Source organism: Salipiger bermudensis, from assembly GCF_020171625.1.
GTDB classification, from domain to species: Bacteria; Pseudomonadota; Alphaproteobacteria; order Rhodobacterales; family Rhodobacteraceae; genus Salipiger; species Salipiger bermudensis_B.
In genome coordinates this window covers 1-16,007 of the sequence record NZ_JAIUZY010000020.1, presented here as the reverse complement: position 1 = coordinate 16,007, position 16,007 = coordinate 1, and the positions used below count along the sequence as shown (strand labels likewise).

Sequence of the window (16,007 nt, the reverse complement as noted above, 5' to 3'; positions counted from 1 at the left end):
AACGTATAGCTGCAGAGGGTTCCTTAGCGCGCCGGTATAACCGGCAAACACCGACAATCGCGACCTTAGCTCGAGCCCTCGGATTTCCGTTTTGCGCAGCAAGCGGACACGCCTCGCGACCTGGCTGCGGCCGCGCCCCGGGCACTTCCCGGCCCAAACCTGCCATTCGCCTGGGTCACCAACGGCGCGGCGCGGCCTCCCCAAACCGGCCATCAGTGGCACCGCGCAGCATAGTCCAGGGCCCCAAGGTCCGCAGAGCGGACGAAGCTGCCGTTCGCCAAGGCCGCCGCCGCAGGATCGCTTCAGTCGGCCAAGGATTCGAGAGGGTAATTGCGAAATGTCCAAACGGTAAAGTCGAGCACTATCAGGAGACAGCGGCCGCTACTCCGCCAACATCTCCACCAGCTCCACCCGGCGATTCAACTGGCGCCCCGCTTCGTTTTCGTTTGAGGCGAGCGGGGCGAGCGGGCCTACGCCACCGGCCTGAAGACGTCCCGCGCCTATTCCATAGTCCCGGACCAAGGCCGAAACGATGGCTACCGCTCGGTTGGCCGAGAGGGCCATGTTAAGCTCGAATCCCCCGGTGTCATCCGTGTGGCCAACGACATAAAAGCGACCATTGCGCTGCATAAGCACCTCGGCGATCGCCTCGAGCGACGCGGCCGATGAGGGCCGGATCACCGCGCTGCCGGTGTCAAACTGGACGCCGTAGAGGATCGCCTTTCCCGCTTCTTCGATTTCAGCAGTCAGGGCCTTGGCACTGACATCCACCGTGCCCTCCTCCATCCCGGCGGACGTGACTTCCTCGGTCATGTAGATGCGTCGGTTGCTGCTGATGGTCAGTGTGAAGACGGTCGTCTGCCCCGCCTCGGTCCGCTTCGCCGAGATGTAATGCCCCGGAAACACGGTCACCTGTTGCCCGGCGATGCTGAAGCCGCGCTGACCGATCCGGTTGGTTTCCTGCAGGGACTTGATAGCGCTCTGCTCATCGGAGAACTCTGGCAGGCCGGTATCGACGAGGATATCGAAGCCGGCCGCGTCGAGGGCGGTTTCGAAGCTGCGCTCGATCTCGATCGGAGCTTTGCCCTCGGGCCAGGAATAGAGGCCGGACCGAAGCTGCCCCTCGATTTCGGCAGTCTCAGCCACGTCGCCGTCGAGCGCCGTGAAGTATCCCAGAACATCAAAGTCGACGGCGTATTGGGGCCGGGCCAATTCCGACCCCGCGAAGGGCTGGACGATGACAGGTTCCTGAGCGGCGGCCGGGAGCGCGAGACCGGTAGCAAAAAATGCGATAGCAAAGTAGGTCCGGAACGACATCTTCGGTATCCTTTCATTTTCGCGACGTTACTGCGGCTTAGATCGATGAATGACACGGACCGTCAGCATCGCGACGTCACGCCTCAAACAAGCGACACCCGCTGGGGGTCCGGAACGAGACGACGTGTGGGGGACAGAGGAACTTCAAGCCATATCCGAGCTGTCGACATAGCCGCAGGCCCTAAAGTGATTAAGCCTTAGCGAACCGGTCCTTCGCAACACATAAATCGCTCCCAAAGGTCCCCGTCCAAAATCCGGACCAAGGAAATCGGTGCAACCTAAATCACATGAAACGCTTGAAGCGCCGGTTTCATCCAAGCGGCAAATCATGCGCAGGGTGAGTTACTCAGGGCTCGAACCGGCCATGCTGCGGCGCGGCAGGCCACTTGCCTTGGCGCGCCGAGCCTGCGGACGCTGACGGCCCTGACCTGCCGTTCAGTCCCTTGCCGATCGCCGCGGTGCAGCTTCACTAGACCGGCCATTCGTCCATCGCGCAGCATCATCGGAGGATGAAGGTCGGCAGGGCGGACGAAACGGGCTTTCGCTGCGCGATGCACCGAGGTCTTCATGGCCGCCGCGGCCCATTCGCCCGACCTGCGCGCGCCCATCCGCGATTTCTATGCTCGCCACGTCGGCCCCCTTGCGCGGACGGACGCAAACGCATCGTCGAGGGCATTACGTGACCGGCGCACGGGGCAGGTCGAGATCCCGGTCCCAGGGCGGGACCGTTCCGAACCGCTCCACCAGGAAATCCACGAAGGCCCGCACCTTGGCGGGCGGGCGCCGCGGGGCGGGATAGACGGCGTAGACCCCCGGCATCTCGGAGGGCGGGTGGTCGAGCGGGACAATCCGTAGTCGCCCCGCCCGGATGTGGTCGCCTACGAGGAAGGTCGGTTCGTAGATCAGCCCCTGCCCGGCCAGCGCGATAGCCACCAGCATGTCGCCGTTATCCGCCTGCAGGTTCCCCGTGGCCGGGGCCGCAACCTTGCCCTCCGGGCCGAAGGGCCACCGGCCGGGACCGACATCGTGGGACAAGGTGTAGCTCAGGCAATTGTGCGAGGCGAGATCGGCGACCGTTTCCGGCGTACCGTGCCGCTCAAGGTAGTCCGGCGCCGCACTAACTACCGTGCGACAATGGGCAAGCTTGCGTGCGATGGTGGTCTCGTTGGGGTTCTGCCCGATCCGCACCGCCACATCCCAACCACCGGCGATCATGTCCACCTTGCGATCGTCGACGCCGAGGTCGACGCGCAGCCGCGGATAGAGGCGCATGAACTCCGGCAGGAGCGGCGCCACCTGCCGGATGCCGAAGGAGACCGGCAGAGCGATACGCAGTTGTCCCGTCACCTCGACCCGCTCGGCCGCTGCTTCGGCCTCTGCCTCGGCCACGTCCGAGAGCACCCGCTCCACGTGATCGAGGTAGCGCCGTCCCGTATCCGTCAGCGCGACACGGCGCGTGGTACGATGGACAAGCTTCACCCCCAGCCGTTCCTCGAGCGCGTTGACGTGCTTCGTTGCCATCGTAGGAGAGATCCCCACGGCCCGCGCCGCACCCGACAGGCTGCCCTGCCGGGCGACCTCGGCGAAAACCTCCATGCCGGTCAGTCGATCGAGCATCTCGCACCCACAGTTCAGAAATCCTGTCATACAAAGTGTATTATCACACGGGAAGGTCAAGGGCATATGGGGGCAACAGCACACAGGAGTTCCCGATGATCGACACCCGCACCGCCCCCTACGCCGCGCTGACGCTCCGCGTGGCCCTCGGCATCCTCTTTCTCGCCCATGCCGGGCTGAAGATCTTCGTCTTCGGCCCCAGCGGCACCGCCGGCTTCTTCCAGAGCCTCGGCCTGCCCGGCGCGCTGGCCTACCTCACCATCCTCGTCGAGACGCTCGGCGGCATTGCCCTGATCGCGGGCATCTATACCCGCATCGTCGCCGTCGCGCTGATCCCGGTCCTCTTGGGCGCGATTTTCATGGTCCACGGCGCCGCCGGCTTCTTCTTCGACAACGAGGGCGGTGGTTGGGAATACCCCGCCTTCTGGATCGTCGCGCTTATCGTGCAGGCGCTTCTGGGCGACGGCGCCCATTCCCTGCGGCCCACCCGCACAACCCGCTGAGATGGAGGGAACCATGACTACGCGAGCCAACCTGTCACCCGCCGGGATCACCTCGGCCAGCGCCCCCCTCCGCATCGGTACCGTAGCGCTCACCGTGCGCGATCTGAGCCAGATGACCGAATTCTACCGCGACGCCATCGGGCTCGAGCTGGTCGAGGCCCGTCCCGGCCTCTCCCGCCTCGGCACCGGTGGCGAGGCTCTGCTGGAGCTGATCCACAACCCCGCCGCGCGCCTTGCGGACCGGACCGAGACCGGCCTCTTCCATGTGGCCTTCCTGCTTCAGGACCGCGCGTCCCTCGGCCACTGGCTGCGCCATGCCGCCGAGACGGGCGTCCGACTGCTGGGCGCAAGCGACCACCTCGTGAGCGAGGCGCTATACTTGGCAGACCCCGAGGGCAACGGGATTGAGATCTACCGCGACCGCCCGAGCGAGGATTGGTCCTGGGCCGATGATGAGGTCGACATGGCGACGATCCGGCTCGACCTCGACGCGCTCGCGGCAGACGCACCCGATGAGCCTTGGGGCGGCATGCAGGCGGGCACCGTCGTTGGCCACGTCCATCTGCAGGTTGGCGACGTGAAGAAAGCCGACGAGTTCTACACCGGCCTCCTCGGTCTCGACGTGACGAGCCGGGTGCGCGGCGCGGCCTTCTATTCCGCCGGCGGCTACCACCACCACATCGCAGCGAACACCTGGAATAGCGCCGGCGCTGGACCGAGGCCGACGGGCATGACGGGCCTGCATTCGGTCGAGATCGTCGCCGCCGATCCGGAGCTTCACGCGCGCCTCGCGGCACGCGCCGGGGAACAGCCCGGCGACTCGTCTCTCTTCACCGATCCCTGGGGCACAGTCCTGCGCCTGCGCGCGGCCTGATCCGGCCCTTCAGACAAGGAGACCCACCATGTACGAAACGACCGCCCACATCACCACGCGGAACGCCAGCCGCTACCTCCAGCAGCTCTGCAAGCACTGGACGCACAAGTTCGAGGTCGCGTTCGACCAACTGCACGGCACCATCGATTTCGGCGGCGGCGAGCGCACCGATCTGATCGCCGACGAGACCGGCCTGCGCGCCCTGGTCTACGCAGACACGCCCGAGGCGGCGGACAAGCTTGCGCAGGTGGTTGAGAACCACCTCACCCGCTTCGCCTTCCGCGAGGACATCAGCTTCGACTGGAGCCCGGCCGCGGAAACGGACTCCGTCGCGCGAAAGGTAAGCTGAGACGCCGCATGGCCACGTCCGGGGAATCCGGCGCTGCCGGCAGCAACCGCGTCGCCTGACCGGGGCATTTGCCCCGCAATGGGCAACCGAACCCGACGACCAAACAGGAAACACGATGTTCCCCGACGGCTTCTCCATTGCCAAGCGTTGGCCCGCCCAGAACCCCGTCGTAATCCAGTTATACTCATATTCCACGCCCAATGGCGTGAAGGTCTCCACGATGCTCGACCGGGCTTAACTAAGAGACCCACTTCGTCTCGCTTTCTGACGAGGACGTGCGTAGCCCCCGGTCACGAAGGCCAGGCACATACCGCACGTCCCGGACTAGCGCCGTTGGCCAATAATGGGCGGCAGAAGAAGGCCACCGCCCGGACCTGCACGACATCGGAGACCATTTTTTATCAAAATCGATCTCGAGGGAAAACGCGCCATCGTCACCGGCTCCACCGCCTGCATCGGCCTCGCCGTCGCTGACGGGGCCAGCCGCGGCCGGAGTAAATGTCAAGGTGACCTAACGTAAAAAGAAGACCGTCGACGCCGCCGTCGCGTCGATCTAGGACGGCGTGGAGGGCGCCGGCGTGGCAGGCATCGTCACGGCTCCCGCCTCCGCCGTCGGCCGTTTGCTGTATCCGCAACGACCGGCGGACTGCCGTTCTCGGATCGATAACCCGGAGCTGAGAGCGGACGGCACTGAACACCCCCCCGTTGGGGACCCGTACGCGCTTTACGAAGACCTCAAACGACGCAAAGCTTTACGCGGCAGGATACCCGAAACCGACATTCGATCATGCCGCAGCACTAGTTAATTTGGGCTCGTTCCCGACCTTCGCTGCGCCGCAGGGCCAAGCGCTTGGTCGGGCCTCGCGCGTCGACGCTCGCGGCCCAAACCCGACATTCGCCAGCCAAGCCGACGCTGAGCCGCAGCTTCCGAAAAGCGGACCTTCCGGGTGGCAGGCAGTATCATAGACCTGATGGTCGGCTTTGGGAGCTTCACAGAACACTGATCGACGTCAACTTTAGCGATTCCCGACGACTGTCTTTCTAGCTTGGCGGATGCTAACGATCCTTTTTATCAGCCAACGCACGTTCTACGTCCTCTCGCTGATGCCTGAGCCAGAATAGGGTGGATGGGAAAAATAATGCCGCAATGCTATAGATTGAAAACGCGGCTGGAACGGTGATCATTCCCCATTTCACCAGCGGCGCCATGGAGGCGACAAACTCCGGATCATTGAGCATCAACACGACGATCCCGCCAGACAAAAGCGCTGTGGCGCCGGCCTTATATCCTTCACAGACACGTCTGCCGTACCATTCCTTCACATAAAGATTGAACATTCTCGGGTTCAGCAAGGCCCTCTTTAGATCGACCTTCATCGGTCTCCCACGCCGATACTGAGAGCGCATCCATTGCGAATTACGCCGCATGATTACACCGGTCACTTGCCGTTTCCAAAATCGAGAACTTGCATAGTGGCTCGGGCGAACGTGTCATCAGGCATCTCCAGGGTGTTTACGTGGGGGAGTATGTCGAGGCTCGTGAAAGCTGACAATCTTCCACCATGCGGGCGGCAGCAACATGCTGATGCAGGCGGAAGTTGACCATCGATCACTGCAACGAAACGCGCCGCAGTAGCGCCATGGCCATATCGCCCCACTGGTGCCGGTTCATACCGTTTCTCTAACAGCCGGCATCCGTTTCGAAACGAAGAGCTTGTAGTATTGACCTCACTACCGCCCGCCGCTGCCCTGCAGGGCCAAACGCCTGATTGCCCCTTACGCCGCCGCTTTCGGCCCTGAGCAGCCGTTCGCCAGAGTGGCCATCGCCGTAGTGCGGCTTCCTCATTCCTGACCTTCGTGGCACCTGCAGCATCGTTCAGGGCTTCAAGGTCAGCAGTGCGGACAAAGTGAGCTTTCGCTGCGGTTGCGCAAATGTCTGCTTCAGAAAATGCGCGTGAGAAAAGGCGCAGTTCCAACTCGTACTGAAGATCACCTGCGAATGCCGATGGTGCGAAGGAGCCGATTACGAGATCCATCTGGGATAGCTACCAGAATGAAGACGGCGGATAGCAGCGCGGCAAGTACGAATGCCCAGGCGACAACCCAAACCGGCCCCTCAGCCACCAACCCTACCGCTGAGGCGAAAACGAATGCCACGATGCTAGAGACTGACGCAATTATCGAAGAAGCAAGCCCTGCTAAATCCCCGAGTGGACGCATGGCGAAGGCATTGAGATTGCCGAATAAAAAGCCGAGAGCGAAGAATCCAACCCACGCTAGACCGATCAACGCCGCCAACGGGGGATGACCATCAGTGAGTGCCGCAGCCGCAAGGAGACCCATTCCTGACGCGCCTAGCAGAAGCAGGCCGGAAACTATCGGGACCTCCATGCCAGTGCGCCCAAGGAGGCGAACATTCAAGAGGAGCGCCGCGCCCATTCCTGTCGCAAGGAGCGCCAATAGCGCAGGCATCAACTCTGGAAGCCCGTACAGTACGCCGAAGAGATCCGCAGCCACTGCAAAATAGGTAAGCTGCGCCCCAAAAACGAAACCCGTGGCGATCACCACAGGCATGACGTCGAGGCGGTTCACAAAGCGCGCTGGTGGAAACGCAGAGCGCATTGGTGGAAACGCGGAGCGAAGTCTCCGCCCAGCAGGTGCAGATTGACAGGCTGGTGAAGAAACAAGGCGAGATACACATCAAGGCGCTGTCGGTAATCGCGGAGAAGAAGGCAGAGTTCGACAGCCTACGCACGCGTGTGCGCGAGATGAAGCAGGAGGTCGTCGAGCTTTCCAGCGAGGCAGAGGCGGAGCGGACACAGGTCACGGTGCTGCGCGCGCAGGTGCAGGCTGAAGGCGCTCGGGTCGAGGCGGCGAAAGCGCGGTACCAGGCGCTGGCGTTGGGCTTGCGGTTGTTCGAGAGCCATCAGATCGGCTGGGAATCACTGCGCCCTGATGAGCCGCGGCAGCTCGTCTGGGTGCAGGCCGGCCGGAAACCCACGCCCTTGCCCAAAATTGTCGACGACCGCTTGGCTCCGGCTAAGTCGCTGCTTGAACTGATCATCGAGCTCATCTGCCAGATCCTGGAGGCGCTGTTCGCTTCACGCGAACTGGCCGTGGTCCAGGATGTCGCAATCATCCAGCAGGCGCGTGTGGAGCTGGGGCTGGAGCCCGACATGACGATCGAAAACGTCCTGGTTCGCAGATCTGGGGAGGTGGGTTCAACGCTTTGACCAGCGCCTGAATCGGCATGTGCCTGCCGCGTTCTTGCTTTCTAGGGAAGCGTCAGTTGCCTTTGAACGGCGTCTAGTTGTACAGAGACGAGTGCGGCCTGATAGCGTTGTAATCTTACCGCCAGGGCGCCAGCTTGCGCCGGGCGTCGTTCAGTGCTTCGAAAATGTCATTCAGGATCTAGTCGCGCAAGCTGCCATCTTGCTTAGGACGTCTGCGCGTTTGCCGCTGTCGACCTCCTCCTACTTGCGCAGTCATTAAGCGTGTTCGCCGAACGTCCGTGAGCGGTGTCTGCGCCCCACGTTGTAGAGGGGCTCTGACGCTGCGAGGTGATACCCATCTCATGATGGGGAGTGCCTTTCGCAATGCGCGCGACAAATCCGCTTCTCAAATCTCTGGGCGTCGAGATCTACGCATCGGGTCACCGGCGCTGGCGGGACGATGCGAAGGCTCGCGCTGTGGCGGAGACCTTGGAGCCGGGTGCGACAGTGTTTGCTGTGGCCGGGCGGTATGGCATCCGCGCGAACCAACTCTTGGCCTGACGGCGCTTGGCACAGCACGGACAGTTGGTTCTCCCCACCGAGGAGATCAGCGAGCCGGTCTTCACGCCGCTGGTCGTTTGCGATCCAGCTGACAGGAACGAGCCGGCGAGCGCGACGCCCGAGCATAGTATCCGGATTATCAGGAGAGCGATGCGGTGAGCTACGCCCGATTTCTCGTTCACTAAACCAGCGCCGGCGCGTGCTGAGTGCGACCGCCGTTAGTTGGCGTTGAGGTGATTGACGGTGTCTTCGTCGAGACCGCTCTCCGAACACGTCTGATCGTTCATCTAATGTTGGCACTTTCCGTCTGACCTACATTTCGACTCAGCGCCAGGTCGACAGCTACAGTCTCAGTATGAATGCGATGCGTCCGTGCCATCTCGATGCCTTGCATCGCCTTTCGGCATGTGTGGGCTGGCCGCACCGTCGGTCCGACTGGGCGACGAACCTCGAGACTGGTCTTGGGATTGTTGCAGTTGACGAAATGGAGCGCGTTCATGGCTCAGCAATGTGCTTCCCTACGGCAAAGACGCCGCAGCGGTTGGAATGGTCATAGCAAATCCAAATCTCCGCTCATCGGGCCTTACCGACATGTTGGCAAGGGAGGCCGTCGAACGTAGCGGCGGGCCAAGGGCCTTCCTCAACGCCTGCCAAGACGATGTTTTGTTCTATCGCGGGCTCGGCGCGCAACGTGGTCAGCCGGTCTTCAAATACGAAGGCGTGCTGCAGCTCAACTTGATGGCCTTTGCTCAGATCCGGAATTTCGACCCGGGAGATTTTCTCAAAGTGCTGGAGCTCGACCAGACGTCCTACGACGCCGATCGATCTGTGGTTTTGTCGGGGCTGCTGGAAAAATCGGATACTCGGGTGATCGAGCGCGCGGGGCAAGCTGTTGGCTTCGCAATGCGGCGAAGGTTCGGACGAGGCTACGTCATCGGGCCGATCACGGCGGAGCTCGGAAGCGATGCAGTCGCGCTCGCGACGTCCCTGCTGGCCGATCTCAAAGGCCAGTTCGTCCGGATTGATACGCGCCAAACGGGCGGTGTGTTCCAGCAATTTCTTGAATCCTTGGGGCTTCGGTGCAAACCGGATGTGGTGACAATGAAATTTGGCCGAAGCTCTCGGATCGGATCCCCGATGGGCTACGCTCTTTCGAGCCATTCGACAGGGTAGAGAAGAGACTTGCGCAGCGCAGACTTTGCTCACCCGTTCAGAATGAATATCGAGATTGAATTCCGGTCGGTCGAGTATGCTGCCCATCCAAGTTGAACGACCGCAGCTCTGTCACGCGGTGCGGACCAACACGGTTTGCGGACGCACCCGTATTCAAGCCGCTGCGCCGGAGACGGTATCCCTCTCTCGCAGGCGTTCGCGATGTCTTGGTCTCCGGCCTGACCGCTCAGACCCTTGGGGCCAGGGCCCGGGCCCTGTCGCGGGAACCGGGCCCTAAGATGAGTGAGCTCGCCTTGCCGCCCTACTGGTCAATGACCGCCGGGCGAAGCGACCGCAGGCCCATTGCCAGCGATGAGACCTCTGTAAGGAAGGCACTGGTATCATTGCCTTCGCACAGCAACATGGCGTGGGCCTCGGCATCCTGCGGTCGCCCGCACATCATGGCGCGCAGGATGTTCAGAAGCAGGCGCTCATGGCCGCTGATCCGCGCCGCGCAACGGCGGCAGCCCGGGTTCGAGAACTTGAAGACGCTCTTCCGGGCGAGCCGCATTTCCTGCACGGCGCGCTGGACCCCGCAGACGAGCCCCGGCGCAACCTCGCGCCCGAATAGCCGGTCGGCATGGGGCAGCGCGCACGTCCAGCTTTCGCTTTCGGGCGTGGCAAAGCTCTGGAACTGAAGCCGCGCGATGGTCAGAACACAATGTAGAACCGGATCGAGCGTCGCGGCTCCACGCAGATCGTGCTGCGGGCGGATCGGTTCGCGGCGGCGGCTCGGGCGTTCGGGGAATATCATGGCAACCCTTTCACATGCGGGATCGGACGGCCCCCACGCTGTGCGAAAAGGCGGAAGGCCGGCCGATCCGGCCTCCCGCAAGTCGATACACATGAGGTCAGGCTTGCATGGCGGGAACCGGCTGGCGCTTCACGAATTTCTGACAAAAGAACTTGGGAATGGCAAGCCCGCCTCCGCCCCCCCCTGCGCGTCACCTGTCCCAAGTCATGAATCTGATGGCGCATTATCATGTCGAGAGCCTTCGGCGGTTCGGTCACGGCGCTACGTCGGATGCCAAGACGCGCTTCGAAGACATTAGCGCGTTTGGGTGTCGTCCGCGCCTGCCGGCAGTTCGGCGCCCCGCTCCCGATCGCGCCGCTTGGAAAACGGAACGGCAGGCCAAAGCACGCCTGCCATGGACCTGTTGCCACAAAGATACAAACACCATGTCTCAATAGGTCGTCATCTGGGCAGGTGGATTGAAGTTATCCGACAAAAACTGTCAAGAGGCGAGAAAGGATGCCTCAGCCATGAAACAGCCAGGGCCACCAGGATGGAGGCTCCCATGCTTGTTTCTCGAATTGCCCTGCTCGCCGGTCTTGCAGCGGCGTCGACCACAATGTTCGCCACGAGCGCCGTGGCGCAGGATGGCGCCGGGTTTGATCTCGGGACCCTCGTGTTTGAGGCGGAAAGCGACGACACGCTGGTTCAGAACGGCTATGTCGCCGAGAGCGGGCGGCAGGCAACGCGCACCGATACGGCGATCCGCGACATCCCGCAGAGCATCAGCACGGTGACGCAGGACCAGATCGAGGATCAGGAGCCGCGCACTCTACTCGATGCGCTCGGCTATACCTCCGGCGCCAGCACCACCAATTTCGGCTTCGACAGCCGCTACGACGCAATCTACCTGCGCGGCTTCTCGTCCTACTACACCGGCCTGTTCCGCGACGGGTTGCGGCAGGTCAACGGCCCCTCGGCGTGGTACCAGAACCACCCCTACAGCTTCGAGGCGGTCTCGGTGCTCAAGGGGCCGTCCTCGTCGATGTATGGCGTCAGCGGCTCCGGCGGCATCGTCAACATCGTGTCCAAGCGGCCCAAGCAGGACCCGTTCCGCGAGGTGCAGCTGACTTTCGGCACCGACGAGCATCAGGAGCTCAAGTTCGACCTGACCGGGCCGGTCGGGGAGGGCCGGCTCAGCTACCGGCTGACCGGGGTGCTTCGCGACGCGGAAACGCCGCTCGATGGCTACCGCGACGACCTTGCCATGATCGCGCCCGCGGTGACCTACGATCTGACCGACCGCACCACCGTGACCCTGCTCGGGGAATACGCCAAGTCCACCCGCGGCGGCACGGCCTCCTATTACAACCCGTCCTACGGCGAGGCCTCCGACCGCTATGTCGGAGATCCCGACTACAACGATTTCGACACCGAGCAGTGGCGCCTCGGCTACGAGATCGAACACGCGCTGACCGACAGCGTGACCCTGCGCCAGAACCTGCGTTACTCTGAGGTCGACGTGGATCTCGAGTACAGCGGGCTTTACGCCGCGGACCCCGGCCTTGGCCGCTACTGGGGGCACTATCTCGAGGACTCCGAGACCTTTGCCGTCGACACGAGCGTCGAGGCGTTCTTCACGACGGGCGCCCTGAACCACACGCTGGTGACCGGGCTCGACTACAGCGATGCCTCCTATGACGCCTATTCCGGCGGCGTGGGCTATGTCTCGGCGGACGCGACCGACGCGATCGACCAGCCCTATTCCGGTGGCCAAGAGAGCGAACAGCTCGGCGTCTACCTGCACGACCAGATCAAGAGCGGCGACTGGACGGTCTTCCTCAGCGGGCGCTACGACTGGGTCGAGACCACCACTTTTGATGCTGCGAAGACCGGCACCGACAAGTCCGACGAGGGCTTCTCGGGCCGGATCGGCGTCAGCTATGCCGTCAACGACGACCTGTCGCTCTTTGCCAACCTGTCGAGCAGCTTCGTGCCGACGACCGGGCTGGTCTTCGACGGGCCCAATGCGCCGAACAGCGGACGCTCGGGCGATCCGACCCGCGGATTGCAGAAGGAGATCGGCTTCAAGTACCAGCTGCCCAACACCGAAAGCCTGATCACCGCCTCGCTCTTCGACATCCAGCAGGAAGACGGCGTGGTGTTCCAGACCGTCGATCGGGAGGCGTTCGGCGGACTCGCCCAGGTGCAGGTGCCCTATGACCTGCGCTCGCGCGGGCTCGAGATCGAGGGCCAGTTCAACCTCGCCGACGATCTGCGGATGACCGCTGCCTACACCTATCTCGATATGGAAATCGAACGCGGTGCCTCGGGTACCGAGGGCAACCAACTCTCTGCAACCCCCGAACACACCGCCTCGCTCTGGGCCTTCTACGAGCCGCGCGAAGGCGCGCTCGAGGGTTGGGGCTTCGGCGGCGGTCTGCGCTATGTCGGCGAAAGCTGGGGCGACGATACCAACACCTTCCGCAACGACGACCTGTTCTTCGCCGATCTGTCACTGTCGTATGATTTTGCCCAGATCGGATTTGACGGGCTCGGCCTTCAGGTGAACGTGAAGAACGTGTTCGACAACACCGACCAGACCTGCAGCGCGGGCAACTGCTACCGCATCGAGGGCCGCACCGCGACCGCCAGCATCGCCTACCGGTTCTGATGTCCGGACAAGCGGGACACTGGGGCGTCATCGGGGCCATCGGTGGCGTCTACGTGGCGCAGAGCGTCATCGGTGGCGTGACCTGGACTGGGCTGCCCGGTGTGCTGCGGGCGCGCGAGCTGCCGCTGGACCAGATCGGGCTGGTGTCGCTTCTGGTCCTGCCCTGGGCGCTCAAGTTCCTCTGGGCGCCTCCAGTGGAACGGTTCCGCCTGCCAGATGGCGGGCGCGACCGCTCGGCGGTAATCGTGCTGGGCGGCGCCGCGGTGGTGACCGCCGCGCTGCTGGTGGTCGGGCTCATCGGCCCGTTCCCGGTGCTGCCGGTGCTGGCCGTCCTCATGATGGCGGCCTTCGCGACCGCCACCGTCGACATCGCCTGCGACGGTTATGCCGTCGCGGCGTTGAAGGACACGCGCTACGGCTGGGGCAACGCCGCGCAGGTTGGCGGCGCCTATCTCGGCGCGGCCATCGGCGGCGGCGTCTTTCTCATCCTCGTGGATCGGGCCGGATGGCTCAGCGCAAGCTGGGCCATGGCGCTGGTCATTGCGGTGCTCTGCCTGCCCTTCGTGCGGCTCGCCCGCAGCGCACGGCCCCAGCCCCGTCCCCACACGCCCAGCCTGAGGGCCGCGCTCGAGCGCCCGGAGGTCCGCAAGGGGCTCCTGATCGCCGCGCTTTACGTGGTGGCGCAGAAGACCGCGATGGGCATGTTCGGCCCGTTCTTCATTGATGCCGACTACGATCTGGCACAGCTCGGCCTCCTGAGCGGCGTCGGCAGCCTGACGCTGGGCTTTCTCGGGGCGATGACCGGCGGCGCCTGCGTGCGCCGCTTCGGCGCGCGCAGCGTTCTGGTCGGCGCGGTGGCGCTGCAATCGGCGATCCTCGCGGTCGTGGCGCTGTCCGCCAATGATGCCGTACTGCCGGCGGCGATGGTGGCCCCGCCCGCGATGGTGGCAAGCGCTTCCGTGATGGCGTTCGGCTTCGTTGCGCTCTACGGCCAGTTCATGCGCTGGTCCGACCCCCGTCAGGGCGGCGTCGACTTCACCCTGTTTCAATGCATGGATGCGGCGATCTCGATGGTGGCCGGGACCGCCGCGGGCTATCTCGCCGAGCATCTCGGTTATGGCGTGTTCTTCGGGCTGGCCTGCGCGCTCTCGCTCGCCGCGCTGCCGATGATCTGGCGCGTTGCGGGGCAGAAGGCGCCGAGCCATGCCTGAGATCACCGCCCGCACCGCCTCGCTTGGGCTTCGCTTCAATCCGCTCCGCCGGGCGGCGCGCGCGCAGGCGCGGGAGTATGACCTGCCGCTGCTGCGGGACGACGCGGAGGGGCTGGTGCTCGAGAGCTATTATGGCCGCATCGCCTTTCTGAGCCGCGGCGAGGGGGTCGAGGTCGCGCTTCACGCCCCTCATGCGGAGTATCTGCAGGTCCTCAAGGACGCGCTGGTGGCGCAGCTCGGGGCCGCCGCGCCCGGCGTGGCAGACGCGATCCGCTGGAGCGATGCGCCGCCCGAGGGGCGTCTGCCCGCGAATGCGGCGCTCATGAGGGTGCTCGGCGTCGCGCCCCTCGCGGGCGGCTTCCTGAGGATCACGCTGCAGGGCGACGTCACTCGCTTCACCGACGCGGCGATCCACTTCCGCCTCGGCCTCCCGCCCGAAGGGCGCGCGGCCCGGTGGCCGACGGTGGCGCCGAACGGCGCGACCAAGTGGCCAGAGGGCGCCGACCGGCTTCATTTGCCGGTCTACACCGCGCGCACGGTCGACCCGGCCCGGGGGCAGCTCTGCTTCGATCTCTTCGAGCACGCCGGAGGCCGCGCGACGCAGTGGGCCCGGACGGCGCAACCCGGGCAGGAAGTGCTGGTCATGGCCCCGGGCGGCGGCGGATGCCTGATTTCGGGCGAGTTGCGCGGCTTTGCGGACGAAACCGCCTTCCCGGCAATCGCGCGCATCCTCGAGGCCAACCCCGACGCGACCGGGCGCATAACGCTCTACACCGACGCCGCCGGCGCGGCCTATCCTCTGCCCGATCATTCCTGGCTGCAGATCGATTACGCCGAGCCGGAACGTCGTGAGGATATGGGACGGGACGCGAAGGCCGCGATTGCCGAGGAGCAGGATATCTTCCTCTGGTTCGCAGGAGAGCGGGAGCTGGCCACATCGGTTCGCTCCGCCTGGCGCGCCTTAGGCCGGCGTCCGAAAGACGCCTATGTTTCGGCCTTCTGGCAGAAGACATGAAAGCCCGCTGAGCTACCCCCGGAATTCGCACACTGACATGAGCTACGATTTGCAGTCTGCTGATCTTCGACGAGAAGGAGATCAGAGATCTCGAAACGGAAGCAGCACGCTCCTGAGTTCAAAACCAAGGTCGCGCTGGAGGCCCTGAAAGGCGAGGGCTGGAGGGACCGCCGCGCCGGTGGCGCGGCGTAAGCCCGAACAACGCTGCCGAGCTGGCAAGCCGGTTCGGGGTGCATCCGACGATGATCCATCAATGGAAGCGTGGCCTGCTCGAAGGCGCCTCCGGTGTGTTCGAGCGCGGGAGGCGGCAAGAAGCCCGAGATTGACGAGGAGCAGGTGAAGGAGCTTCACGCCAAGATCGGTGAGCTGGCGCTGGCCAACTCTTTTTTGGAACGAAAGCTGAAGACCTGGGGCGGGAAGTGAGGCGCGGCATGATCGAGCCGGACCACCTGGACCTGTCGATCGGCCAGCAGTGCAAGCTGCTGTCGATCGCGCGCTCGTCTTTCTACTATACTCCCAAGGTCGATGTGAATAGCCCCGCGTTTCTTAGACGCCTTCGTATCTCAGTTTTTGCTGCCGCTCGAAGTCGACCGGCGACAGCATTCCGTTTCGGGCGTGTTTGCGCTTCGGGTTGTAGAACATCTCGATGTAGTCGAACACATCCTGCCTGGCCTCTTCGCGTGTTCGGTAGGTCCGTCGCCTGACCCGCTCTCGCTTCAGCAGGTTGAA

The 16,007-nt window shown here is 63.8% G+C and carries 16 protein-coding genes; 10 read left to right on the top strand and 6 right to left on the bottom strand.

The features are described 5' to 3' along the window. Nucleotides 1-381: 381 nt before the first annotated feature. Nucleotides 382-1,317, bottom strand: a complete 936-nt coding sequence (locus tag LCM15_RS21450; protein ID WP_224859864.1) for an OmpA family protein — start codon at nt 1,315-1,317, stop codon at nt 382-384. A 675-nt stretch (nt 1,318-1,992) separates the two neighbouring features. Beyond that, entirely contained in the window at nt 1,993-2,934 is a 942-nt protein-coding gene (locus LCM15_RS21445; RefSeq protein WP_224859863.1) for a LysR family transcriptional regulator, read from the bottom strand. Nucleotides 2,935-3,029: 95 nt separating this feature from the next. On the opposite strand from LCM15_RS21445, the gene LCM15_RS21440 reads away from it, so the two are divergent. The 3 genes from LCM15_RS21440 to LCM15_RS21430 are packed head-to-tail and all read left to right on the top strand — an operon-like array spanning nt 3,030 to nt 4,660. Then, the gene (locus tag LCM15_RS21440) at nt 3,030-3,437 is read left to right on the top strand and encodes a DoxX family protein (protein WP_224859862.1); all 408 of its coding nucleotides are present in this window, start codon (nt 3,030-3,032) and stop codon (nt 3,435-3,437) included. 13 nt (nt 3,438-3,450) lie between these two features. After that, nucleotides 3,451-4,311, top strand: coding sequence for a VOC family protein (locus LCM15_RS21435; RefSeq protein WP_224859861.1), 861 nt, complete (start codon nt 3,451-3,453; stop codon nt 4,309-4,311). 28 nt (nt 4,312-4,339) lie between these two features. Next, on the top strand, nt 4,340-4,660 hold the full coding sequence (locus LCM15_RS21430) for a DUF2218 domain-containing protein (RefSeq protein WP_224859860.1): 321 nt from the start codon (nt 4,340-4,342) through the stop codon (nt 4,658-4,660). Nucleotides 4,661-5,716: 1,056 nt separating this feature from the next. On the opposite strand, the gene LCM15_RS21420 is transcribed toward LCM15_RS21430, so the two are convergent. Both LCM15_RS21420 and LCM15_RS21415 read right to left on the bottom strand, forming a co-directional pair. After that, entirely contained in the window at nt 5,717-6,037 is a 321-nt protein-coding gene (locus tag LCM15_RS21420; protein WP_224859859.1) for a hypothetical protein, read from the bottom strand. 612 nt (nt 6,038-6,649) lie between these two features. Further along, nucleotides 6,650-7,252 (bottom strand): hypothetical protein, encoded by a 603-nt coding sequence (locus LCM15_RS21415; RefSeq protein ID WP_224859858.1) that lies wholly within the window; start codon nt 7,250-7,252, stop codon nt 6,650-6,652. 11 nt (nt 7,253-7,263) lie between these two features. Here LCM15_RS21415 and LCM15_RS21410 point away from each other — a divergent pair, with 11 nt between their 5' ends. The 3 genes from LCM15_RS21410 (at nt 7,264) to LCM15_RS21400 (ending at nt 9,606) form a co-directional block, all read left to right on the top strand. Further along, nucleotides 7,264-7,893, top strand: coding sequence for a hypothetical protein (locus LCM15_RS21410; protein WP_224859857.1), 630 nt, complete (start codon nt 7,264-7,266; stop codon nt 7,891-7,893). Nucleotides 7,894-8,256: 363 nt separating this feature from the next. Next, nucleotides 8,257-8,433: a transposase gene (locus LCM15_RS22930; RefSeq protein ID WP_224859856.1), complete on the top strand. Its 177-nt coding sequence runs from the start codon at nt 8,257-8,259 to the stop codon at nt 8,431-8,433. Between the two features lie 510 nt (nt 8,434-8,943). After that, nucleotides 8,944-9,606 carry a hypothetical protein gene (locus LCM15_RS21400; protein ID WP_224859855.1) on the top strand — a complete coding sequence of 221 codons (663 nt, stop codon included), beginning with the start codon at nt 8,944-8,946 and terminating at the stop codon, nt 9,604-9,606. Between the two features lie 301 nt (nt 9,607-9,907). On the opposite strand, the gene LCM15_RS21395 is transcribed toward LCM15_RS21400, so the two are convergent. After that, complete coding sequence (locus LCM15_RS21395; protein WP_224859854.1) at nt 9,908-10,399, bottom strand: hypothetical protein; 492 nt, start codon at nt 10,397-10,399, stop codon at nt 9,908-9,910. A gap of 544 nt (nt 10,400-10,943) precedes the next feature. Here LCM15_RS21395 and LCM15_RS21390 point away from each other — a divergent pair. From LCM15_RS21390 to LCM15_RS21375, 4 genes are all read left to right on the top strand, one after another. Next, nucleotides 10,944-13,052, top strand: a complete 2,109-nt coding sequence (locus LCM15_RS21390; protein WP_224859853.1) for a TonB-dependent siderophore receptor — start codon at nt 10,944-10,946, stop codon at nt 13,050-13,052. Further along, nucleotides 13,052-14,263, top strand: coding sequence for an MFS transporter (locus tag LCM15_RS21385; protein WP_224859852.1), 1,212 nt, complete (start codon nt 13,052-13,054; stop codon nt 14,261-14,263). The genes LCM15_RS21390 and LCM15_RS21385 overlap by 1 nt, the downstream gene beginning before the upstream one ends. After that, entirely contained in the window at nt 14,256-15,278 is a 1,023-nt protein-coding gene (locus tag LCM15_RS21380) for a siderophore-interacting protein (protein WP_224859851.1), read from the top strand. The genes LCM15_RS21385 and LCM15_RS21380 overlap by 8 nt, the downstream gene beginning before the upstream one ends. Before the next feature lie 261 nt (nt 15,279-15,539). Beyond that, nucleotides 15,540-15,701, top strand: coding sequence for a 30S ribosomal protein S6 (locus tag LCM15_RS21375; RefSeq protein ID WP_224859850.1), 162 nt, complete (start codon nt 15,540-15,542; stop codon nt 15,699-15,701). Nucleotides 15,702-15,824: 123 nt separating this feature from the next. Here LCM15_RS21375 and LCM15_RS21370 read toward each other — a convergent pair. Further along, the coding region (locus tag LCM15_RS21370; protein WP_224859849.1) for an IS3 family transposase at nt 15,825-16,007 on the bottom strand (183 nt) is incomplete at its 5' end.

Coding starts and splice junctions, on each gene's coding strand:
- LCM15_RS21450 (WP_224859864.1), bottom strand. CDS start 1,317: ATGTCGTTCCGGACCTACTTTGCTATCGCATTTTTTGCTACCGGTCTC.
- LCM15_RS21445 (WP_224859863.1), bottom strand. CDS start 2,934: ATGCTCGATCGACTGACCGGCATGGAGGTTTTCGCCGAGGTCGCCCGG.
- LCM15_RS21440 (WP_224859862.1), top strand. CDS start 3,030: ATGATCGACACCCGCACCGCCCCCTACGCCGCGCTGACGCTCCGCGTG.
- LCM15_RS21435 (WP_224859861.1), top strand. CDS start 3,451: ATGACTACGCGAGCCAACCTGTCACCCGCCGGGATCACCTCGGCCAGC.
- LCM15_RS21430 (WP_224859860.1), top strand. CDS start 4,340: ATGTACGAAACGACCGCCCACATCACCACGCGGAACGCCAGCCGCTAC.
- LCM15_RS21420 (WP_224859859.1), bottom strand. CDS start 6,037: ATGAAGGTCGATCTAAAGAGGGCCTTGCTGAACCCGAGAATGTTCAAT.
- LCM15_RS22930 (WP_224859856.1), top strand. CDS start 8,257: ATGCGCGCGACAAATCCGCTTCTCAAATCTCTGGGCGTCGAGATCTAC.
- LCM15_RS21395 (WP_224859854.1), bottom strand. CDS start 10,399: ATGATATTCCCCGAACGCCCGAGCCGCCGCCGCGAACCGATCCGCCCG.
- LCM15_RS21390 (WP_224859853.1), top strand. CDS start 10,944: ATGCTTGTTTCTCGAATTGCCCTGCTCGCCGGTCTTGCAGCGGCGTCG.
- LCM15_RS21385 (WP_224859852.1), top strand. CDS start 13,052: ATGTCCGGACAAGCGGGACACTGGGGCGTCATCGGGGCCATCGGTGGC.
- LCM15_RS21380 (WP_224859851.1), top strand. CDS start 14,256: ATGCCTGAGATCACCGCCCGCACCGCCTCGCTTGGGCTTCGCTTCAAT.